Source organism: Balneolales bacterium ANBcel1 (assembly GCA_029688905.1).
Lineage (GTDB): Bacteria > Bacteroidota > Rhodothermia > Balneolales > Natronogracilivirgulaceae > SLLW01.
On record JARULB010000006.1, the window covers coordinates 182,483 to 205,667 of the forward strand.

Genomic DNA, 23,185 nt, shown 5'->3' on the forward strand with positions numbered 1-23,185 from the left:
GGCGGATTGGGGGATTATGACATACCGCTCTGTTCCCGTTAAAACGAGACACGAACATGGGCCTGCACACCCTGGTGCTCCGGTCCCGGAGCCAGATGAAGTGACGCCTGCCCTCCGGTGAAGGAGCGGGCCCGGTTGAACGCGCTGACGCCGCTCAACACGCGATTGACCACCATGATGGCGGCAATGGCGGGCAGCTGCTGGTCGAGGTTATCACGCCGCGACCGCAAATCCCGATATTCGTTTTGCAACGCTTCCGATTCCCACTCCCAGCGATAAACCGGGGAGTCGGGGAAATCCTCCAGACGGTGCCAGTTCCTGGTGCGCTCCATATTCTCAATATATGCGTCATAGGACCGGTAGTTGCCTACCGCCAGCTCAAACTCCCTTCCGTAGGCGCGGATATCCACACCAGAATATGCCGCGGCATGGGTGTACATGTTTTTTTCGAGCACAGACGATTGGCGGTTAATTCCAAGCCAGGAGGCCAGCAGTACGACTTCAGCCGCAAGGTGATACTGACCCATGCGCCAGTTGTCCGAATCCACATAATGGTGGCCCCATCCCGGAACGACAAAAGAGCGCAGAAGGGCACCGACGGGCGACGGGCGGTTCATATCGTTGCCGTTGTAACTGACTTCCGATTCCATCGCCGGCAAAGCCGTCAGTGAGACTGCATATCCGTCGGCGGCATCGGGTCCGGCCGGTACCAACTGAGCCCTGGAGTCGGTAACGGTACATAAAAGCATTGCGGCAACCAGCATTGCGCCGGCAAGGGACTGTTTCGGGGGGCGTGTGATCCGGTTTCTCATTACTGATTGATCTCCTCACGGGTACCGGCCAATTCATCCTCCGGCACATCCTTCAAATTAATATTCTGATTCTGATTCTTTTTTTCCTGGCTCTCCCGCTTTTTCTGGTCGGCCCAGCGATACATAATAGCGACACTGAAACCGAACATCAACAAAAAGGTCCCGAGCCAGACCACCGATATCATCGGCTTGTGTTCGGCGGCCAAAAGAATCCATTCGCGCTCGGCCTCCCCTTCCACGCCACGTATTTCCAGGGCGATCTCATCTCGCTCGGGTCGAATTTCGGTGAACCGAACCATGCCGTCCTCAACAAATTCCAGTGGTTCCGGCGGGTTGAAGGCGTACTGCCCGTCTTCCTGCGTAACCAGAACATACTGCGGATGAACCTCCCGGCTCTCCCCGCTTTCCCGGTGCACCATCAGCAGGTCGGCTTTCACCCCGATGATGCTGTTATCAGGCAGTTCCGCCTCATCGATATAAATAAAATTCCGGAAGGTGATGGTATACTCACCCAGCTGCACCGTGCTGCCGCGCCGAATGGTCACCTCGGTCAGGTCCGGATCATACTCAGCCATTTGCGGCCCCAGCTGGTCAATGGACTGGAACTGCCCGGGGTTTTCCCTATTCATGCGCTCGATTTCCCGGTCAACCAGAGAAGAACCCGCCACATACATAAAAATATCCCGGTACCAGCCGGTGCGCACATCCGGATCCACGGTCCACTCCACTGCTCCGGGGGAGGAGTTTGAGAGCATGGGGTAGACCGTCGGCCGCATCACAAAAGTACGCCCGGAATTGATGTCCTCAAACTGTACTTCATACTCCTGCTCCCCTGGCCTTCTGTCCTCTGTGATCTCGGCACTCAGAAACGTGACCATATAGCGTCCGTCGATCAGTTTCGGCAGACCCTTTTCGAGTTCCACAAATTCCACCGGCTGATTAACCCGGAATCCGTCATCATCATACACCTGTCCGGCCGCAACGGCCCTGTTGTACTCTCTTGTCTGCGAATCGACCATGGGCCTGTCGAATGCCGCGCCAAGGAAGCCGATCATGAGTACGGCGAAACCGATATGGGTGAGGGTGCCGCCGATCCGCCTGGGGTTGGAGCGCATCAGGCGGAACATGATGATCCCGTTACCGGCCACTGCGAAAATGGCGGCGAAGAGATAGATCATATAGGCAAGATTCTTCATGTCGAGCCAGACCACCACCGATATGGTGAGAATCGAGGCGGCGAGTGTCGGCGCGATGAGTGCGGAGGCGAGGGATTCTGCGTTATGCCGCTTCCACCACAGGTACTGGGTCACGACCGTGAGCAGACCGATGAGCACTCCGAAGGGCAGGCTCCAGTTGTTGTAGAACTGCTGATCGGGCGGGGTGGGATTGTCGACAAACAGCCGGCCAAGTACCGGTGAGCTGGTTCCGAGGATAATCACCAGTCCGACCAGAAACAGCACCATCGCCCCGGAAAACATCATAAACTCCCGGCTTAACAGCGGGGATTCCTTCTCTGGCTCGGGCAGCTCGCGGTAGCGGTATGCCAGCAGGCCGACACCTGTGGCGGCGGTCACCAGCATGAACATCAGCAGGTAGTTGTAGAGCCCAAGGTCCACGAAACTGTGCACTGAAGAGTCGCCCAGGATGCCGGAGCGCGTCAGGAAGGTCTGGTACACAATGGTGACATACGCCAGGATCGCGAAAATGATGGATGCCTTGTGCGAACTGGCGTGTTTTTTCTGGATGAGCATGGCGTGGATACCGGCCATGCCGAAAATCCAGGGGACCAGCGAGGCGTTCTCCACCGGGTCCCAGGCCCAGTATCCACCGAACGAAAGGGTCACATATGCCCAGTACCCACCGAGAAAGATGGCGGTCAACAGGCACAGATTGGCGCCGAGGGTCCATGGCAGCGCGACATGGATCCACTCGTGGTACTTGCGCTTCCACAGGGAAGCCAGCGCGAAAGCGTAGGGCACGGTCATCATCGCGAACCCCAGAAAAATGACGGGGGGATGGATGATGATCCAGGGGCTGCGAAGCAGGTCGTTCAGACCGCTTCCCTCGGCGGGCACAAAGTCGGGATTGCGCTGGAATATCGGTGAATCGGCCATTTCGGAGGCAAGGGTGCGGAAGGGCGAGGCGCCGAGTTCGCCAAGGCCGGGTACCGGGAAGCCGGACACCATGGAGAGCAGGAATACCTGGGTCAGGCCCATGAAAACCATCACCGGTGCGCGATACTCTTTGGTGGTCCATTTGATGAGAGCCAGCCCTACCAGAAACGAGGAGAGCACCCACAGCAGCAGACTTCCCTCCTGCCCGCTGTAAAACGCCGCCCACAGATAAACATTCTGAAGGTCGGTACTGGTGTAGTTGAATACGTAGTAGTACTGGAACTGATGGGTGAAGAGCAGATAAACCAGCAGCCCGGACGCAAAGAGGGTAAACGACCCTTTCAGGAAAAACAGGACGTTGCCAATGGACTCGTACTTGTCGGCGCGGAGCACCAGTGGATCATGTGCAGCGGATGAAGCGGTACCGGATCCGGTGGTTTCATGTTCGGCGGAAGCGGTGCCGCCATTCGGATTGCCATGAGCAGCGGGGTTGCCGTCAGCGGCCGATCTGGCGCCGCTCGGGGTTTTTCCGTTCTGCGTATGCCCGCCTTTGGCAAGGATATCCCCGATCCGGGAAGCACGATAATAGAACCAGGTGGCAAACAGGGCGCTTACAAAAGCAAGAGAGAGGGCGACGTGGCCGAGAATTCCAATCATGGAAGGTTACTGCAGTTCGGAAAGTTCGGGGGTGACGGCATCGTTATACTTGGACGGGCATTTGACCAGCATGTCGCGCGATACAAACGTTTCACCGCGCATCTCTCCGATTACAACGATCTGGTCTGCCTGCTCGAAATTATTGGGCTTCGGCCGCGGATAGGTCACCCGACGAGAGTTGCCCGCTTCATCGTTCATATAAAAAGAGAACGTCATGGTTTCGGTGGAAAATCTGGCGGGCCGGGTGTTGTCCCATGTACCGATGACATGGATATTGTCACCGCTAAGCGTTGCTGCCTGCTCAAAGTCGACATACGAGCTGATGCTCTGACTGAAGTTGAACATCACCAGAGAGGTGAAGGCGATAATACCGATGATTCCGAAAACAAGTCTGGGTCGCATGGTTAACGTAAGCTGATCTTTGGGGTGATTTCGTATCGCTGTTGCCGTGTGGTCCGGGTCAATGGTCCGGTGCCCAGTTTGCCGGATTCACAGCAGCCAAATGGTGTTGGAGCCTTAGCTGCCCTCCATCCGTTTTTCGAGTTTATCGAGCTTTTTCTCAAGCCGAATCAGATAGGCGGCCAGTACAAACCATATAATAAGGCTTACACCCAGTACGACAAATATCAGGTTGTTGGATGCCATGGCCTGCATGAATACATTGCCCTGTTCCGAAGCCTGGACTCCATCCCACGACTCACCGTAGGCGGTATTCAGTGTATCGGAAACAAAAAGAAAGATGGTGATTAACAGGGAGGAAATTGCGGTCATTGGATTGAGAAACGGATGATCAGATAGAGATATTCTGAAGTTTTTCGGTGATATTCAATGTCGAAGACAGGAGGCGTGTCACGGGATGGTCCCTCGATCCGCCTGAAGCTCAAGCGTCCGGTACCGGTAGCGAAGCTGGATCATCCAGGCGGCCAGTCCGATAAACCCGAGTACCGCCGGATAAAAAACCAGTCGGAGTTCGGGAGCGGTCAAATCGCTGAACGCGGGATTGCCGTCGGCGCCGGGGTGCAGACTCGGTAATTGGCGCGGAACCACATAGAGAAGAAAAGGCACGGTCGTCGCTGCGAAGACATTGTAAACGGCGGCGATTTTAGCTCGCTTTTCGGGATCATCGAAGGCGGAGCGCAGGATAAAGTAGGCCACGTAAATCATCATGGCCATTGCCGAAAGGTTCATCTTGGGTTCGGCGAATGTCCACCAGGTACCCCAGGTAAAACGGGCCCACAGCGAGCCGGTAAGGAGTCCGCAGATGCCGAACAGCAGCCCGATCAGGGTAGCCGATTCGGCAAGCGTATCCATGCGAATGTTATTGCTCGCGAGATAGCGGATACTGAAAACCAGCCCGGCACCGAAAACGACCGTCATGGTAAACCACATCGGCACATGAAAAAACAGGTTCCGGGTCGTTTCGTAGAGGATGGGCATGTCGGGGATGCGGATCAGGAACGCGGCTACGAGTACAACGGTCATCCACAAAAGAACAACATATTTCCAGATGGAGAGTCCGGGCATGATAAACGTGAGCAATTACTTACATAACTTTGCTGACCCGGCTGATTCTTCCGAATTCCTGAATAGCCGGTCAATTAGGGCTAAATTACAAAAAAAACAGAACCGGGACTACGAAAAAGCGAATTTCCCCCGGACCGTAATTGTTGTATTAGCATTAACGGAGAAACCATATGACTACTGGAAAAAATTCCGGCCTCGCTGAAAATGTCTTTCGCCTGAAACCCGACCGCCGGCTGTTTCTTGTGCCGATCGTGCTTGGAATCCTGCTGGTACCTCTGTTAGGATTGGGAATCTGGGTTTTGTACCGATACCATCAGAAGTGGAAACGGATAGCGTACCGGATCACCGATCATGAGGTAACGCTTCAGGACGGCGAACACGAAACGATCATTCCCGTTGCGGAGATCGAATCCTGCGAGGCCACCTCTCCCCGTCTGCTGTCGAAATTCGGCCTCGGCCACATTTTGATCCGCCACAGCGGTGAAACTTCGGTCATGCTGGCGATTGAAAACCCGGAGCCCATAGCCGGGCTGCTGGAACAGGCCGCATCGTCCGAACGCGAGCGCATGAAACTCCGCGAAGAGGTTGAACAGACCCGGCCAACACATCCCACCGGCACGCTTGACAAAAAAAACGAGCTGGTCGGCTACTGGCAGCAAGGGCTGATATCAGAAGAGGATTACCGCCGCGAGCTAAAGAAATTCGAGTAAAAGCGACCGGGGATATCAGCCGTCGGTTACGCACCCTTTCGAAGCGGACGACACATTTCGCAGATACTTCACCAGGGTGCCGCGGGTGGCCTTTAACTCCGGCGCCTTCCATTCGGCACGCCGCCGTTCCAGTTCGGTCTCGTCGAGATCCACCTCCAGCCGGTTTCGGGCGGCATCAATGGTGATGGTGTCGCCGTCCCGTACCAGCGCTATGGTTCCGCCTGCCTGCGCTTCCGGTGTAACATGGCCCACGACAAAGCCGTGCGTACCACCCGAAAATCGTCCATCGGTGATGAGAGCGACGTCATTGCCGAGACCGGCGCCCATGATAGCCGAAGTCACCGAAAGCATTTCGCGCATCCCGGGTCCGCCCTTCGGACCCTCATACCGGATGATCACCACATCACCGGCTCCGACTTTCCCTTTCGATATCCCCTCCAGACACTCCTCCTCGGAGTCGAACGCACGGGCGGTACCGGTAAACTCGGTGCCTTCCTTCCCGGTGATTTTCGCGACAGACCCCTCCTGCGCCAGGTTGCCATATAATATGGAGAGGTGACCGGTTTTTTTGATCGGTGCGGATACGGGCGCGATGACGGTCTGGCCCTCCGACAGCCCGGGCAGTTCTTCCAGATTCTCTTCCAGGGTTTTGCCGGTTACCGTGAGGCAGTCACCATGCAGAAAACCCTCTTTAATCAGAAGCTTCTGCACCGCCGGAACCCCGCCGATATCGTAGAGGTCTTCCATCACAAACTTGCCGCTCGGCTTGAGGTCGGCCAGGAACGGGGTTTTGTCGGAAATTCGCTGGAAATCGTCAATGGACAGTTCCACCCCGGCCGAATGGGCCATGGCGAGCAGATGGAGCACTGCGTTGGTGGAGCCGCCGAGCGCTATCACCACGGTAATGGCGTTCTCGAATGATTTTCGGGTGAGGATTTTGTCGGGGGTGATGTCGCGCTCCAGCAGGATCTTCATGGCGGCGCCTATACGCTCGCACTCCTCGCGCTTGTCGTCGGAGGTAGCCGGGATGGAGGAGCTGTAGGGCAGACTCATGCCGATGGTTTCGATGGCCGAGGCCATGGTATTGGCGGTGTACATGCCTCCGCAGGCTCCGGCGCCCGGACAGGCGTGCTTCAATACATTGTCCAGCTCCTCGTCGTTGATTTTTTTGGTCACATATTGTCCCCAGGCCTCAAAAGCCGAGACAATATCCAGTTTGCTGCTGTGAAAATTTCCGGGACGGATGGTCCCGCCATACAGCATTATTGCAGGGCGATTGAGACGGGCCATGGCCATGACCGAGCCGGGCATGTTCTTGTCGCATCCCGGAAGAGCCACCACACCGTCGTACCACTGGGCGGCTACCACGGTTTCGATGGAGTCGGCGATGATATCCCGTGACTGAAGCGAGTACTTCATACCGGTGGTACCCATGGAGATTCCGTCACTGACCCCGATCGTATGGAAGATGTATCCGATCATGGATTCGGCGATGACTCCGCTCTTGACCAGCTCCGCCAGTTCGTTCAGGTGCATGTTGCAGGGATTACCGTCCCAGCCCATGCTCGCGATTCCAATCTGGGGTTTATCAAAATCCTCTTCCTTGAGTCCTGTTGCGTAAAGCATGGCCTGTGATCCCACCTGGGAGCGCACCTGGGTCAGTCTGCTGCTGTATTTGTTCAATGCCATATGTAATAAGGATAAATAATACGTTACCAATAGGTTCTAATGATGTTACGGCCGGTGCCGATCGCTATGCTACCACATTGCCACCTCATTCTCAACCTGAAATCATGAATTACAGATAACTTTCTTAATTTATTCAAAATAACAGCGATAATTACGCAAGAAGCGCTTACAGATATGAACTAAATCATGCTTATTCGTAAATATCCTGTAATTTATAAGGTAATGACTAATTGGTATTTTACTTTATAATGCAAAACTCCGGCAACTTTTAGTGGTTTTTTATTTTTCTCTGAAACGTGCAGTTGACAAAGCCGATAAAATGATTAGTTTGTGTCGTATCACATTAACAGAAATGCACAAACGGCATATTTGATTTTTTTCTGATGACAACGCATAATCCAAAAACGGTAGCTCGAACACTCCCCTCCGGCGGCTTCTCCGCCCTGAGCAACCGGCTTGTCACTGAAGGTTATGTGAATATACTCTCCGAGTATGTCGATACGGTTGTACGGACATCTGTCGTTGTCGTATCGATTATTCTTGTTATTGACCTACTAATTGGAATTCTATAATTCCACTCAGAGGTCAACCTTAAGCCCACCCCATACAGGTAACAAGAAATCGGATTTTAGGTAACGACCTCTGAAAGAGGAACCAACCCGAAACCGATGATCTCCAGCCATATTACTGTATCTGTTTGTAAAGCAACCCATCCCGGGCCATCTGCTCTCACAGCTGGCGGGCACACTTCATATATATGTGTCAACGGAAAAGCGACGGGCACATAGGTTACTGTATTCCCGAACACACCATCTTTCCCATCTTACGGCACCAACAATCAACACAGATCCCAGATAACACCATGAAACAGTCCCATACGACCCAAACAGCTACGGAAGCGGCAACCAGCCGACAGGCATCCGGTTCCGAATCCGGTAAACAGAACCAACAAACCGCACCTTTCGTAAAAAAGGAGATGAACGGTGGCGAGATTCTGATTCAGTCGCTGCTCGACCAGGGTGTGGATACCATTTTCGGTTACCCCGGAGGTGTGGTCCTGGGAGTGTACGATACTCTGTTTAATACGCCGGAGCTCCGCCATATTCTGGTGCGCCACGAGCAGGCCGGCACCCATGCCGCCGACGGCTATGCCCGTGCGACCGGCAAACCCGGGGTGATACTGGCGACATCCGGTCCCGGAGCCACGAATACGGTAACCGGCATTACCACCGCCATGATGGACTCCATACCGATGGTAGTGCTCACCGGCCAGGTGGCTTCATCGCTCATCGGAAACGATGCTTTCCAGGAAGCAGACATTATCGGGATGACACGTCCGGTCACCAAACACAGCTTTTTGGTAAAGGATGTCGCCGACCTCGCCGATGCCATCCGGGATGCCTTCTACATCGCCACTTCGGGACGGCCGGGCCCGGTACTTGTGGATCTGCCCAAGGATATGCTCTTTACAAAGGCAATGTACGAGAAGAGGGATCCGCAGACCGCACTTCGCGGATATCAGCCCCAGGTGACCGGAGAAAACGACCAGATCCGCAAGGCGGCCGAGCTGATTAATGTTGCCAACAAGCCGCTGCTGTATGTCGGCGGCGGTGCCATCTCAAGCGATGCCCACAAAGAGGTGATCGAACTCGCCCGCAGAAACAACATCCCGGTAACCACTACGCTGATGGGCCTCGGCGCGTTTCCGGAAACGGACCCGCTCTCGGTCGGCATGCTCGGCATGCACGGTACCTGGTACGCCAACATGGCCATCCAGAACTGCGATGTACTGATTGCTGTTGGAGCCCGGTTCGACGACCGGGTAACCGGCCGTGTTGACGGTTTTGCACCGCACTCCCGCAAAATCCACATCGATATCGACCCCTCCTGCGTAAATAAAAACGTGCATGTGGAGGTACCGGTAATCGGGGATGTCAAAGTGGTCCTCAATCAGCTCAATAAACTGGTGGATGGAGTTGATACCACCGAATGGCGGGCCACCATCGACAAATGGCGGGAAGAGCATCCGCTGCGCTACGAACCCAGAGAAAACGAGATCGCCCCGCAATACATGATCCAGGAGATCTCGCGGGTTACCGGCGGCGAAGCCATCATATCGACCGATGTTGGTCAGCACCAGATGTGGGCGGCGCAGTACTACAAATTCAACCATCCGAAATCCTGGTTGTCCTCCGGTGGACTCGGAACAATGGGCTTCGGCTTCCCGGCCGCCATGGGCGCCGCAGTTGCTCGGCCCGACCGCGATGTGTGGAGCATTACCGGCGACGGTGGATTCCAGATGACCGCCATGGAGCTGGCAACCGTGGCCGCGTACAATATCCCTGTCAAAATCGCCATCATGAACAACGGATACCTCGGCATGGTGCGCCAGTGGCAGGAGATGTTCTACGGCGGACGCTATTCCCACTCCTTCCTTGAGGAAAGCAATCCTGATTTTGTGAAAATGGCGGAGTCCTTTGGTGTTACGGCGATGCGGGCCCAAACTCCGGATGAACTCAAAGAGGTACTCGAAAAGGCACACGCGATCAAGGACAGGCCGGTATTAATGGATATCCGGGTATCGCAGGAGGAATGCGTCTATCCGATGATTCCCCCGGGAGCCGCGGTCGACGAGCTGGTTGATACGCCTTACCCTGTTAAACCCCGGAAATAATCTCACATAACCATTAGAACCGAAACCAACATGTCCGAAGGCTCCAAAAAGGGAAAAAAACACACCATCTCGATGATGGTGAACCACAACTTCAACGCGCTGGCCCGGATCGCCGGGCTCTTCACCGGCCGCGGATTCAACATCGACAGCATTAGCATCGGCGAAGCGGAAGAAGAGAAAATGGCCAGCTGTACCATCACCACCCACGGCGATGAACGCATCATCGACCAGATCATCCTCCAGCTCGACAAGCTGGTGGATGTCGTAAGTGTCGAGGATCTCACGTTCCTGCCCCATGTGGAGCGGGAACTGGCGCTGATCAAGGTCAAATCCAGCAAGGAAAAACAGACCGAAATCATCCAGGTGGCCAACGTCTTCCGGGCCAAGGTGATCGACATCAGCACCGAAAGCCTGACCATCGAAATCACCGGCCGGAAGGACAAGGTGGACGCCGCCATCGGCATGTTCGAGCCGTTCGGCATCCGACAGGTAGCCCGAACCGGTACCGTCGCCATGAAACGGGAGTACCGGCCCAAAGAGTGAGTACCATGCTAACCGGCGCTTCCCGCCAGTTGCACAGAATGTCGGGCAATCCACATGTAACGACATATCACATTATATTTCAATACTTTAACCCATAACACACCATCCCCGGATGAACAGCCGTCACTCGACTCAGCCACCCCGCAAGGCAGCAACGGCCGGATTGGTGCTGACGCTCGGGCCGGCATTCAACGGGATGATCCATCCATCTTACATCCAATCATTAAAACTTATACCAACAGATGAAACATCCATGGCCAACAATTCGGCACACAGGCGGATGATTAAACCCATGGATGCTGCATGTGACAGTATGAGTCAAAAAAATTTAAACACATGAAACTTTATTACGACAACGACGCCGACCTTTCCGTCCTGAAAAACAAAACCGTGGCCGTTCTCGGTTACGGCAGTCAGGGACACGCCCATGCGCGCAACCTGCACGAAAGCGGAGTTTCGGTGATCGTCGGTTTGCGAAAGGGGAGCAAATCCTGGAAAACGGCGGAATCCGACGGGCTGACCGTCCATGAAACCGCCGTGGCTGCCGAAAAGGCCGATATTGTGATGGTACTGCTGCCCGATGAAAAGCAGAAGGAGGTGTACGAATCGGATATCGCTCCGAACCTCAAGGCCGGAAACGCGCTGGTATTCGCGCATGGCTTCAACATTCATTTCAGTCAGATCGTACCGCCTGAGAATGTAGGCGTATTCATGGTAGCGCCAAAAGGACCGGGACATCTGGTGCGCCGCGTGTACACCGAGGGGGCCGGCGTACCCTGCCTGTTTGCCATCCACCAGGATCCCGACAACACCATGCGCGAAATTGCCCTGGCCTATGCCAAAGGCATCGGCGGCACCAGGGCGGGTGTTATCGAGACCACCTTCGAGGAAGAGACTGAAACGGACCTGTTCGGCGAGCAGGCGGTATTGTGCGGCGGCGTTACCGAATTGATCAATACCGGTTTTGAAGTGCTGGTGAACGCAGGCTACAAACCGGAAATCGCCTATTTCGAATGTCTGCATGAAATGAAGCTGATCGTGGACCTGATGTACGAGGGCGGTATCGCCGGCATGTACTACTCGGTGAGCGATACGGCGGAGTACGGTGGAATGACGGCCGGCCCGAAGGTGATCGATGCCGGAACCCGCCGTCGTATGGAAGAACTTCTGGAGAATATCCAGAGCGGGAAGTTTGCCCGCGACTGGATCCTGGAAAACAAGGCCGGGCGCCCCTCGCTCGAAGCGTTGCGGAGAAAGCATGATCGGCTCCCCATTGAAAAGGTCGGTGGTGAATTGCGAAACATGATGAGCTGGATCAAAAAGGACTGAACAACTCATGAAACTTCGATCGATAGACCTGTTCGATACCACCTTGCGTGACGGCACCCAGGGCGAGGGCATCTCACTCTCTTCGGAGGATAAGCTGCGCATCGCCCGCCGTCTCGACAAGATGGGCATCGACTATATTGAGGGAGGATGGCCCGGCTCAAACCCGAAGGATATGGATTTCTTCAACCGGGCCCGGGAGCTGTCGTTCGGGCATGCCAGCCTGGTGGCCTTCGGCAGCACCATGCGCCGCGGCAACACCCCCGAAACGGACCCCAACATCCAGGCGCTGGTCCAGGCCGGCACCCCGGCGGTCTCGATCTTCGGCAAAACATGGCTGTTTCATGTAAGGCAGGCCCTGGGCATCTCCGAGGAAGAGAACCTGGAGCTGATCCGCCAGTCGGTCGGCTACATGGCCTCCAACGACAAGGAGGTCATCTACGACGCCGAACATTTCTTCGACGGATACAAGGACAATTCGGCCTACGCGCTGTCCACTCTTGAAGCCGCCGCAGCCTCCGGAGCGTCGGTACTGGTGCTGTGTGACACCAATGGCGGGACTCTTCCACAGGAAGTGGCCGATATTGTACGGATGATTGTCGACCGGTTCCCCGACAAGACGATCGGTATCCACGCGCACAACGACGGTGAACTGGCGGTCGCCAATACGCTGGCGGCGGTCGAAAACGGGTGCCGGCATGTGCAGGGGACCATCAACGGATACGGTGAGCGGTGCGGAAACGTAAACCTTTGCTCGGTGATTCCCAACCTTCAGCTCAAGCTCGGTTACGAGTGTATGGCACCGGAGCAGATCGAAAAACTGACCTCCCTCTCCCATTTCGTAAGCGAAGTGGCCAATGTGGCGCCCTTTGACCATCAGCCGTTTGTCGGCAAGAGCGCATTCGCCCACAAGGGCGGCATTCATGTGAGCGCGGTAATGAAGGATCCGTCCACCTACGAGCACATCCGGCCGGAACAGATCGGTAACAAACGGCGCGTGCTGGTTTCGGATCTATCTGGCAAGAGCAACATCCAGTTCAAGGCACAAGAGCTGGGAATGGATCTGAAGGCGTGCGGTGACAAAATTCCCGAGGTGGTTCAGGCTTTAAAAAAGCTGGAAAACGAAGGCTACCAGTTTGAGGCGGCCGAAGGCTCCCTCGACCTGCTGATCCGCAAGATCACCGGGGAGTGGGAAGATCTGTTCGAGCTCCGCGGCTTCCGCGTGATCATCGAAAAGAACGAGAAAGGCGAAGTTTTTTCGGAGGCGACGATCCGGCTGATTGTCAATGGTGAGGAGGAACACACCGCCGCCGACGGCAACGGCCCGGTCCACGCCCTGGATGCCGCCCTTCGCAAGGCGATTTGCAAATTCTATCCCGAAGTGGATCAGATGCAGCTCTCGGACTACAAGGTCCGGGTTCTAAACGAAAAAGACGGCACCCAGGCCAGGGTCAGGGTGCTCATCGACTCCCAGAACAACAACTCCAGCTGGGGAACGGTCGGTGTTTCGGAAAATATCATTGAGGCCAGCTGGCAGGCGTTAATGGAAAGTATGGCCTATTATCTTCAGCAACATAAACGTACCACTGAAAATCACTCACAATTATGAAAAAACGGATTCAGATTTTCGACACGACTCTGCGCGACGGTGAACAGGCACCCGGGTTCAGCATGAACCTGGAAGAAAAAGTTCGGATGGCGAGTCAACTCGAACTACTGGGGCCGGATGTGATTGAAGCCGGCTTCCCCATCTCTTCCGAGAGTGATTTCATGGCAGTTCGCGAAATTGCGAAGAAAATCAAAAGCTGCACCATTGCAGGACTCTCCCGTGCGATTAAAGGCGACATAGACCGCGCCTGGGAAGCGGTGGAATACGCGGAGAAACCGCGCATTCACACCTTTATCGCCACCTCCGACATCCATATGAAATACAAACTCAAAAAGTCGCGGCAGGAAGTGCTGGACGATGCGGTCTGGGCGGTGGAATACGCCCGCAGCCTTTCGCCCGATGTTGAGTTTTCGGCCGAAGATGCCACCCGCACCGACATCGACTTCCTCTGTCAGATTGTGGAGGCGGCCATCGATGCCGGCGCCAACGTCATCAACATCCCCGACACGGTGGGGTATGCCCTCCCCTGGGAGTTTGGCGAGATGATCCGCACGATTCGGCAGCGTGTATCCAATATCGACAAGGCCATTCTGAGTGTGCATTGCCACGACGATCTCGGCATGGGTGTCGCAAACTCCCTGATGGCCATTCGAAACGGGGCGCAGCAAATCGAGTGCACTGTGAACGGTATCGGCGAACGGGCCGGCAACGCCGCACTTGAGGAAATTGTAATGGCGATCCAGACCCGGAGTCCCGAGTTTGAGCAGGAGACCGGCATCAACGCGACCGAAATCTACCCCACCAGCCGTATGCTCTGCGAAATCACAGGCATGAACGTGCAGGTGAACAAGGCGATTGTCGGAAACAACGCCTTTTCGCACGAGGCGGGAATCCATCAGGACGGCGTGCTTAAAAACCCGCTCACCTACGAGATCATGACACCGCAGTCGGTAGGTATCTCATCCAACAAGATTGTGCTGGGCAAACACTCCGGGCGACGCGCCCTGAGCGCCCGCCTGGAAAACCTGGGCTACAAGTTCACAAAGGAGGAGATGAACGAGGTGTACGAAGCGTTCATCCGGATCACCGACAGCAAAAAGATTGTCGAGGACGATGACCTTCACGGACTCGGTCCCGCCGGAATTTCCGATCTCAGTAACAAGTTTATCAAGGAGACCGTGCAGGAAATCCTTGAAAAGAAATAGCCGGTGGAACTGCCCCCGCTCTTTCGTGAGGCATTTGCGGAAGAGTCCGCCGTGCCACATTATACTATCAACAGCATACGAACTATCTAATTATCTGTAATCATGTCAATGACTTTAACGGAAAAAATCCTGGCCAGGGCATCGGGCCGCACACATGTCGATGCCGGAGAAACCGTATGGGTGAATGTGGACGTTCTCCTGACCCACGACGTCTGCGGACCACCCACCATCGGAATCTTCAAGCGGGAATTTGGTCAGGATGCCCGGGTTTGGGATAAAAACAAGATCGTTATCATCCCCGACCACTATATTTTCACCAACGACAAGTACGCCAATCGCAACATCGACATCCTCCGTGCCTTTGCCGCCGACCAGGACCTGCCGCACTATTATGATGTCGGCACCGACCGGTATAAAGGGGTCTGCCATACCGCCATGCCCGAAGAAGGCTTCACACGTCCCGGCGACGTGCTTTTCGGTACCGATTCGCATACCTGCACCGCGGGAGCGTTCGGACAGTTCGCCACCGGAATCGGAAATACCGACGCCGGATTCATCATGGGTGCGGGCAAGCTCTGGGTAAAAGTGCCGGAGACCATGAAGTTTATTTTTGAAGGAGAAATCCCGCCGTATGTGATGGCCAAGGACCTTATCCTTCAAATTATCGGAGATATCGGTGTGGACGGCGGAACCTATCGTGCCATGGAATTTGCCGGCGACGGTGTGATGAACATGGATATGGAGGGGCGCATGACGCTGACCAACATGGTGATCGAGGGCGGTGGCAAAAACGGAGTGGTTGAACCCGACGAAACAACCTTCGAATACGTACGCAAACGCACCGACTACCAGTTTACGCCAATGTACAACGACCCGGACGCAAAGTATCACAGTGTGCGTACCTATAAAAGCTCCGAGCTTCAGCCCATGGTCGCCAAACCCCATTCGCCGGATAACAAGGCGACCGTATGGGAGGTCAGAAACACGCCCCTTACCCGCGCCTACATCGGCTCGTGCACCGGCGGCAAGCTCTCGGACTTTGAGGCCGCCGCGAAAATCATCAAAGGACACGAGGTTGGTATTGAGACCTACGTGGTTCCCGCAACAACCAAAGTTCGCGAAGATCTCAAAACCACCTATTACGAAGGGGAAACTCTCTGGGATATTTTTGAAAACGCCGGTGCCCGCATGGGTGAAGCCTCCTGCGCGGCCTGTCTGGGCGGCCCCTCCGACACCTTTGGACGCATGCAGGGCGAAGAGGTCTGTATCTCCACCACCAACCGGAATTTCCCGGGGCGGATGGGATCCAAAAAAGCGCAGGTGTATCTGGCTTCGCCCTATACGGTTGCCGCATCGGCCATCACCGGAAAGATCACCGATCCGCGGGAATACCTGCCGGTTGAAAGTGCCGTTTGACGAATTTTGGTGTACCGCAGGACAAAGCCGGTCAACCGGCGGGCCGATAGTCAGGGTACCGGACCGGAACCGCGACTTGCGATGCCTGTCAGGCCGGCCTGTTGTCCGGAAGCGGCCGGGCTGCCCGCACAGACAGCATACCGGTTACCATGCCAATCGATTTTTACCCATTAACCACATTTACTCATGAGCAAAGTTATTAAAGGAAAAGCATTTGTCGTTGGAAACGACATCGACACCGACCAGATCATCCCCGCCGAACACCTCGTGTACAGTCTGGAGGATCCGGAGGAAAAACGGTTCTACGGACGCTATGCGCTTTCGGGAGTGCCGGATGCTCAGTCGGGCCTTCCCGGGGGAAACATTCCGTTTACCGACCCCGACAAGTTCGAATCGGAATTCAAGGTGATTATCGGAGGCAAGAACTTCGGTTGCGGCTCCTCGCGGGAGCACGCTCCGTTCGCGTTGCAGGTTGCCGGCGCCGAAGCGGTAGTGGCCACCGGGTACGCACGGATCTTCTTCCGGAATGCGGTCGACGGCGGTTTCATCATCCCCTACGAAAGTCACGATGACCTCAGCGAGCATATCTCGACCGGTGACGAAGTTGAGATCAACGGGGAACTGGATATCATCAAAAACATCACCACCGGCAAGAGTTATCCGCTGAAAAAACTGGGCGATGTTGTGGACATCGTCGATGCCGGCGGAATCTTCAAATACGCCGCCAAACACGGTATGATTTAGCGGGAAATCCGCTATTTTGCAGGATGGGGAAAGGGGGATTATTTGCCATCCGGGATCCTTCTCCGCCGGTACATCGGTGGGGGCGGGGTCTGAAGGCAGAGACCCGATACCGCCGGAAGCCTTCCGGTGGTTGATTACGGCGCACCTCCTGTCGCCACCAATACAGCATTTTAAAGCAATAAAGGACGTTATGAGTAAAAAAATTGTTCTTCTGCCCGGTGACGGCATCGGTGTGGAAGTTGTGAGGGAAGCGGAAAAAATCATCACCTTCATTTCAGAGCGGTACGGGATGGAGATAGAGACGGAGCGTCACCTGGCAGGTGGTGCCAGTCTGGACGCCCACGACATTCCGGTAAAGGATGAGGTCATCGAAGCGTGCAAAAGATCGGACGCGGTTTTGCTGGGAGCGGTAGGCGGACCAAAATGGGACGATTTTCCTGCCGACAAGCGTCCGGAGAAAGCGTTGCTCAGGCTGCGGAAAGAGCTGGGCCTGTACAACAACCTGCGACCGGTAACCGTGTTTTCCTCCCTTAAAGACGCCTCCCCCCTCCGCCCGGAAGTGGTTGACGGGGTGGATCTGCTGGTGGTGCGCGAACTCACCGGCGGACTCTATTTCGGCGAGCCGAAAGAGATCACGGAAAAAGACGGGGAGGAAGTGGGCGTGGACACCATGGTGTACACGACATCCGAAATCGAACGAATTGCGGTTGCGGCATTTGAAGCGGCTAAAAAACGCCGCAACAAGGTTACCTCGGTTGACAAGGCCAACATCCTGGCGAGTTCGCAACTGTGGCGCAAGACGGTCAGCCGTATTTCCGAATCCTACCCCGATGTGGAGCTGGAACATATGCTGGTGGATAACTGCGCGATGCAGCTAATCCGGGAGCCGGGACAGTTTGATGTGATACTGACGGAAAACATGTTCGGAGACATCCTCAGTGACGAGGCGGCCATGCTCACCGGGTCGATCGGCATGCTGCCATCGGCCAGCCTTGGCGACGGTACCGGCATGTACGAACCTGTGCACGGATCCGCTCCGGATATTGCGGGAAAAGACATCGCCAATCCGCTGGCTACCCTGGCCTCCACTGCCCTGCTCTTCCGCTACTCGCTGAACCACGAAGAGGCGGCGGTGGATATTGAAAAAGCGATCGCCAAAGTGCTGAATGCAGGATACAATTGCAAGGATATGAGCCGACACGCCCGCCACATCCTGTCCACCTCCGAAATGGGCGATCGGATTCTTGAAACCATGAAAGAGTGATATATTATGTTCAAGGCTAAAAGTATTACCGTAATCGGCGGAGGCAAAATGGGGGAAACGCTGATCTCCCGTCTGCTCTCCACAAAAACACTCAAAAAGAAACATCTGTTTGTCGCCGACAAGCACCCGGGACGTATTACTTTCTTCAAGGAGAAACTTGGTGTGTCCGGATCCACCGACAATGCCGAGGCGGCTGAAAAGGGAGACATCATCCTGTTATGTGTCAAGCCCCAGACCGCCACGCAGGTGATCGCCTCCATTCGCGATGTGCTCAGGCCCGACCAGCTGGTGATTTCCATTATGGCCGGCTTTACCTTGCAGCAGCTTCAGGAGGCCATTCAAAAGCCGGTTCCGGTAATACGGGCCATGCCCAACACTCCGAGTGAAATCGGCGCCGGCATGACGGTTCTCGCGGCGGGAAACAAATCCAACGGCGAGCACATTCAACAGGCCCAGAAACTGTTTGACGCGGTCGGAAAAACGCTGGTCCTGGACGAGCATCATTTTGACGCGGTTACGGGACTCAGTGCAAGCGGGCCGGCTTTTTTCTATGTGATTATCGAAGCCCTGGCCGAGGGTGGTGTCAAATGCGGCCTTCCCCGTGACATTTCGACCCTGCTCGTTGCCCAGGCATGTCTCGGTTCGGCAAAGATGGTGGTAGAAACGGGACAGCATCCCGCTATTTTGAAAGACCACGTGACCACCCCGGCCGGATGTACCATCGACGGTTTACTGAAACTGGAGGAAGGCGGCCTGCGAAAAACCCTGATCAAGGCGGTTGACGAAACAGCCCGGCGTGCGAGGGAACTGGGTCAGGAATAGTGATTGGAATTATCCCCGGCCTGAGTTTTCTTCGGCCCGCCTGTTGCTCAACTCCAGTGTAATGCGGTCCATCTTTTCCTGATTCAATGGATAAAATGTCATTAACACGGCTGCCAGCATCGCTATGACTGCCGGAATCCAGCTCATCAGCATGATGATACCCGGAATAGCGCCCTGAATGGCGACGGCATCCTGACCATCATAGTGAAATGCCGCCAGTACCAGTCCAATGATGGCTCCTGCAACTCCGCCACCGAACTTGGTTGCAAATGATCCCGCCGAATAGACCAGGCCGGTGGCACGACGTTTGTTTTGATATTCCGAATAATCCGCGGCATCCCCGAGCATGGCAAAAAACAACGTCGGAAATATGGCTGCCCCTACCTCGGATACGATGCCAATCATAAAAATGGGAATGATATCATCAGGTCCGCAGAAAAAAAACAGTGCATTGATACCCCCTGAAAAGATCAGGGCATAAATAAACAGGCTTTTCTTGCCGAATATACGGCTTAGTGGAGCAGTGATCATTGCCCCACCGATCGAGGCAAGCATCAGTCCGACCATAAACGTACCGGCCATCAGCGGTTCGTTCAAATAGTGGGAAAAATAAATGACAATAATCCCCTGTTTGATGGAATTATAGACACTGAATAACAGTCCGATGACAAGAAGCACCAGCCACGGCCGGTTTTTGATCAAATCCTTTAGATCATTTTTCAGGTTGGTCTGCTGGGATACCGGTGGCGTAACGCGCTCTTTGGTACTGAAAAAAGTAACAATCAGGAACAGCGCCAGAAAAACCGACATCAGGAACATCGAATAACTGTAGCCGCGCTCCTGGTCAATGATCACAATGTCAGCGGCCTGCAGATCCTCCTCCCCCGAAATGATAAACGTATAGGGCTCATTGGCCTCCATGGTAAAACTCATCCCGGGGGCAGGTTCATGGGCAGGGTTCAGCTCATCAGGATCCGCCCATACAAACAGGGCGAGCCCGGCATCGGTGCTGATATTGGCATTTTCCACATTTCTCGATGACGATACCGTGACCCGGAACTCCTCCGTATCCATTTTCGTCACATGAATCTCGGGGCCAACATTACCGAACAATGAAACCAGCAGCAGCAATGAACCCTGTACCAGCATGCCGCCGGCAAAAGCTCCAACCATTCTGAACGATCCGATACTGGCACGCTCCTTGTTATCGCCGGTCATCACCGCCATCAAAGCTCCATAAGGAACGTTATTGGCCGTATATATGAGCGTAAAAAGGATATACGTGGAGTAAGCATAGATCAGTTTACCCGTGTAGCTCAGGTCAGGGACAAAAAACAGCATCGAGAGCATCACGGCCAGGGGAACAGCCGTCCATAAAATCCATGGGCGGAACTTGCCGAATCTGGAATGCGTACGATCTCCGATGATACCCATGGCCACATCGCTGAAGCCATCACTGGAACGGGCAATAAGCATCAACAACCCAACTGATGCCGGATTCAAGCCATAAACATCGGTATAAAAAACAAATAAAAAGGTGGTCACACCTCTCCAGGCAATATTGGCAGCCCCGTCTCCAAGAGCATAACCTGCTTTTTCCCAGAAAGAAAGCCTGCTCTTAGCAGAAAATTCCATACCCGTATGATTAATCCTTTATGAGTTATTTTTTAATAATTCATTTTGATTAATTGAATATAGAAAAATAAATCATTATCCCTGATCCGGAACTGCAGAAATTTGATGTTTACGCATATCCTCCCGCCAGGGACGGGCTGCCTGCATGCGGTGCCAGCGCGACTCTTTCCGGGCCACAATCCACAACCATGCCACTCCTGTTATGATCAACCCGGTGGCCACAACAGGCAACCTCACCATCTTGAAAATGCATGCAATCATCTCTCCTCACTTCACAAACATCATCTGCCTGGTCTCCACATACTCCCCGGCCTTAATCCGGTAGATAAACACACCGCTGGAAAGGGCAGACGCATCAAAGGTGGCATCATGCCAGCCTGCTGACCGGATCCCGTTTACCAGAGTTGCTACCTGCTGGCCGATCAGGTTATATACTGAAAGTTTTACATGAGCCTGTTCCGGAATAGCGAAACGGATCCGGGTGGAAGGGTTGAAGGGGTTGGGGGAGTTTTGGTGCAAAATGAATTGTTCGGGTTGATCATATTCATGTTTTTCTGCAAAAACTTTTATTGATTCTACATCTTCCCAATGCAATGCCGGATAACCTTCGGTTAATAGCCATATTTCTTCAAAGTCAAATTCTTCCATGTTACCATGTGCAGATGTACCGGTTATTTGATCGGTTGATAACCCAATAACTCCTTCAGAAGAGCCTCTGCCAATTCCCTGTTCTTGTTCGCCGGAGTTGGTGTCCCAGTAACAATTTTCTATTGTTCCCCCGTTATATCCTGCAAAGCCACCCACATCCGTATTCCCGGATACGGTACCGGCAGAAAAACTTATTGTAATTTCTCCATCATTTCGGTTTGCACCGACGAGCCCACCAACTTCTTCATCGCCATCAACTGTTCCAAGCGCATAGGAGTCTTGAATCAAACCACCCAAATTGTCACCGATAAAACCTCCTATACGATTCCGCCCGTTAACAACACCTATGCCAAAGGATTCGGTGACATTGCCATAAGCATTCCACCCGATCAGCCCGCCGACGTTATCACCTGTCCCGATGACATTTCCTTCAGCATGGGAACCGGTGACATCGCCGGAAGCATTCCACCCGATCAGTCCACCGGCATTATTACCTGTTCCGATAACATTCCCTTTGGCGTGGGAGCCGGTGACAACGCCGCCTCCATTTCTCCCGATCAACCCGCCGATGGTATTACCTGTTCCGCTCACATCGCCGGTGGCATAGGAATCGGTGACAGTGCCTCCGGGGGCGAACTCACTGCCTATACTCCCGATCAGCCCGGCTGTAAACCAACTCCCGTTCACATCGCCTGTAGCATAGGAATCGATAACAGTGCCTCCGCCATTCTCCCCGATTAACCCGCCTGTAAACCAATTCCCGCTCACTTCACCTGTAGCATGCGAGCCGGTAACATTGCCGTAATAATTATACCCGACCAGCCCACCAACATATTGGCCCTCTACGCTGACATTGCCTGTGGCATACGAATCGGTGACCGTTCCCCCTTCATTATACCCGATCAGTCCACCGATATATTGACCCTCTACGCTCACAGTGTCCGCGCCACCCGTTTGCCCAACAATAGCATTTTCAATCAAGCCGATATTACTGATGGAAGCATCCTTGATGTAACCAAAAAGGCCGGTGTAATACTCACCAGGTCGATTGATGTACAGCCCGTCAATTTCATAGCCGTTGCCGTTATAATTTCCGGTAAACGGTATTGTATCATCCCCGATCGGCTCAAAGCCCGCCCCGTCATTCCATTCGGCTGTTGCGCTTGCATCTATATCGGCGATCTGAATGAAGTGCTGGTCCGGGTGACCGGCCACTTCCTGCAATTGTTCAAGCGTCGCCACCTGAAACGGATCTTCCATTTCGCCGTTGCCTCCTTCGAATTGAGCGGAAACCGAAGCAAACAGCCCCATAAAAACCATCATTCCCGTCACCGTTAGTGCCCTGATTACAGCAGTGGGCGATATGTTCGAAATCGGCTTCCTCATATACCACTCTTGGGAGTTCATAAAATGTAATTTTAAGGAGTAAAAAAAATCTGCCATGTTTCGGTTTTATTGGGTCATCCTGGTTTCAACACCGGAATTCTGAGGTAGTGAATCTAAAGAAACCAGTATAACAGCAACCAACAGGTCACATAATCGCTTACTTATAGTCGATTATGCATTTTATTTCAAGTTCAACTTTATAAATAGTCAGGTCTCTCATAGTTTTAAAAATAACCTTTATCGAATAGTTTGTATCATCTATGTTTATGAATTAAACTCTCACTTTTAAGAGCAGGAGTATCGAAACAACAATTTGTATTCAATGTTTACCATTTCTACTTGAACCAAAGCCAATTAAATAATATTTGGCGAGTGCTAATGACCTGAAACTTGTACGGTAAGGTAGC

The 23,185-nt window shown here is 54.0% G+C and carries 18 protein-coding genes; 10 read left to right on the forward strand and 8 right to left on the reverse strand.

The features are described from left to right. Positions 1–38 precede the first annotated feature (38 nt). The 5 genes from QA596_09815 to ccsA (QA596_09835) all read right to left on the reverse strand — a co-directional run bounded on the left by QA596_09815 (position 39) and on the right by ccsA (QA596_09835) (position 5,065). Positions 39–812 (reverse strand): hypothetical protein, encoded by a 774-nt coding sequence (locus QA596_09815; protein ID MDG5767761.1) that lies wholly within the window; start codon positions 810–812, stop codon positions 39–41. Next, positions 812–3,583: a cytochrome c biogenesis protein CcsA gene (gene ccsA / locus QA596_09820; protein ID MDG5767762.1), complete on the reverse strand. Its 2,772-nt coding sequence runs from the start codon at positions 3,581–3,583 to the stop codon at positions 812–814. The genes QA596_09815 and ccsA (QA596_09820) overlap by 1 nt, the downstream gene beginning before the upstream one ends. 6 nt (positions 3,584–3,589) lie before the next feature. Continuing rightward, the gene (locus tag QA596_09825) at positions 3,590–3,985 is read right to left on the reverse strand and encodes a cytochrome c maturation protein CcmE (protein MDG5767763.1); all 396 of its coding nucleotides are present in this window, start codon (positions 3,983–3,985) and stop codon (positions 3,590–3,592) included. A 114-nt stretch (positions 3,986–4,099) separates the two neighbouring features. Next, positions 4,100–4,354: a hypothetical protein gene (locus QA596_09830; GenBank protein MDG5767764.1), complete on the reverse strand. Its 255-nt coding sequence runs from the start codon at positions 4,352–4,354 to the stop codon at positions 4,100–4,102. A 78-nt stretch (positions 4,355–4,432) separates the two neighbouring features. Continuing rightward, positions 4,433–5,065 (reverse strand): cytochrome c biogenesis protein CcsA, encoded by a 633-nt coding sequence (ccsA, locus tag QA596_09835; protein ID MDG5767765.1) that lies wholly within the window; start codon positions 5,063–5,065, stop codon positions 4,433–4,435. Positions 5,066–5,277: 212 nt separating this feature from the next. On the opposite strand from ccsA (QA596_09835), the gene QA596_09840 reads away from it, so the two are divergent. Beyond that, positions 5,278–5,817 (forward strand): hypothetical protein, encoded by a 540-nt coding sequence (locus tag QA596_09840; GenBank protein MDG5767766.1) that lies wholly within the window; start codon positions 5,278–5,280, stop codon positions 5,815–5,817. Positions 5,818–5,832: 15 nt separating this feature from the next. Here the strand turns inward: QA596_09840 and ilvD are convergent, their stop codons facing one another. Next, a complete protein-coding gene (gene ilvD, locus QA596_09845; protein ID MDG5767767.1) occupies positions 5,833–7,506 on the reverse strand; it encodes a dihydroxy-acid dehydratase in 1,674 nt (557 codons plus the stop codon). An 862-nt stretch (positions 7,507–8,368) separates the two neighbouring features. Here ilvD and ilvB point away from each other — a divergent pair. From ilvB to proC, 9 genes are all read left to right on the forward strand, one after another. After that, complete coding sequence (gene ilvB / locus QA596_09850) at positions 8,369–10,180, forward strand: biosynthetic-type acetolactate synthase large subunit (GenBank protein ID MDG5767768.1); 1,812 nt, start codon at positions 8,369–8,371, stop codon at positions 10,178–10,180. A 30-nt stretch (positions 10,181–10,210) separates the two neighbouring features. Further along, positions 10,211–10,723 carry an acetolactate synthase small subunit gene (gene ilvN / locus QA596_09855; GenBank protein MDG5767769.1) on the forward strand — a complete coding sequence of 171 codons (513 nt, stop codon included), beginning with the start codon at positions 10,211–10,213 and terminating at the stop codon, positions 10,721–10,723. Between the two features lie 336 nt (positions 10,724–11,059). Further along, positions 11,060–12,052, forward strand: coding sequence for a ketol-acid reductoisomerase (ilvC, locus tag QA596_09860; GenBank protein ID MDG5767770.1), 993 nt, complete (start codon positions 11,060–11,062; stop codon positions 12,050–12,052). Positions 12,053–12,059: 7 nt separating this feature from the next. Then, complete coding sequence (gene cimA, locus QA596_09865; GenBank protein MDG5767771.1) at positions 12,060–13,658, forward strand: citramalate synthase; 1,599 nt, start codon at positions 12,060–12,062, stop codon at positions 13,656–13,658. After that, positions 13,655–14,863, forward strand: coding sequence for a 2-isopropylmalate synthase (locus tag QA596_09870; GenBank protein ID MDG5767772.1), 1,209 nt, complete (start codon positions 13,655–13,657; stop codon positions 14,861–14,863). The genes cimA and QA596_09870 overlap by 4 nt, the downstream gene beginning before the upstream one ends. A 108-nt stretch (positions 14,864–14,971) precedes the next feature. Continuing rightward, the gene (locus QA596_09875) at positions 14,972–16,279 is read left to right on the forward strand and encodes a 3-isopropylmalate dehydratase large subunit (GenBank protein MDG5767773.1); all 1,308 of its coding nucleotides are present in this window, start codon (positions 14,972–14,974) and stop codon (positions 16,277–16,279) included. 186 nt (positions 16,280–16,465) lie between these two features. After that, complete coding sequence (locus QA596_09880) at positions 16,466–17,023, forward strand: 3-isopropylmalate dehydratase (protein MDG5767774.1); 558 nt, start codon at positions 16,466–16,468, stop codon at positions 17,021–17,023. Positions 17,024–17,213: 190 nt separating this feature from the next. Beyond that, entirely contained in the window at positions 17,214–18,287 is a 1,074-nt protein-coding gene (gene leuB / locus QA596_09885; GenBank protein ID MDG5767775.1) for a 3-isopropylmalate dehydrogenase, read from the forward strand. 6 nt (positions 18,288–18,293) lie between these two features. Beyond that, positions 18,294–19,109: a pyrroline-5-carboxylate reductase gene (gene proC / locus QA596_09890; GenBank protein ID MDG5767776.1), complete on the forward strand. Its 816-nt coding sequence runs from the start codon at positions 18,294–18,296 to the stop codon at positions 19,107–19,109. 9 nt (positions 19,110–19,118) lie between these two features. On the opposite strand, the gene QA596_09895 is transcribed toward proC, so the two are convergent. Together QA596_09895 and QA596_09900 are read right to left on the reverse strand one after the other, a co-directional pair. Then, positions 19,119–20,744 (reverse strand): MFS transporter, encoded by a 1,626-nt coding sequence (locus QA596_09895; protein ID MDG5767777.1) that lies wholly within the window; start codon positions 20,742–20,744, stop codon positions 19,119–19,121. Between the two features lie 267 nt (positions 20,745–21,011). After that, positions 21,012–22,715: a T9SS type A sorting domain-containing protein gene (locus QA596_09900; GenBank protein ID MDG5767778.1), complete on the reverse strand. Its 1,704-nt coding sequence runs from the start codon at positions 22,713–22,715 to the stop codon at positions 21,012–21,014. Between the last annotated feature and the right edge of the window lie 470 nt (positions 22,716–23,185).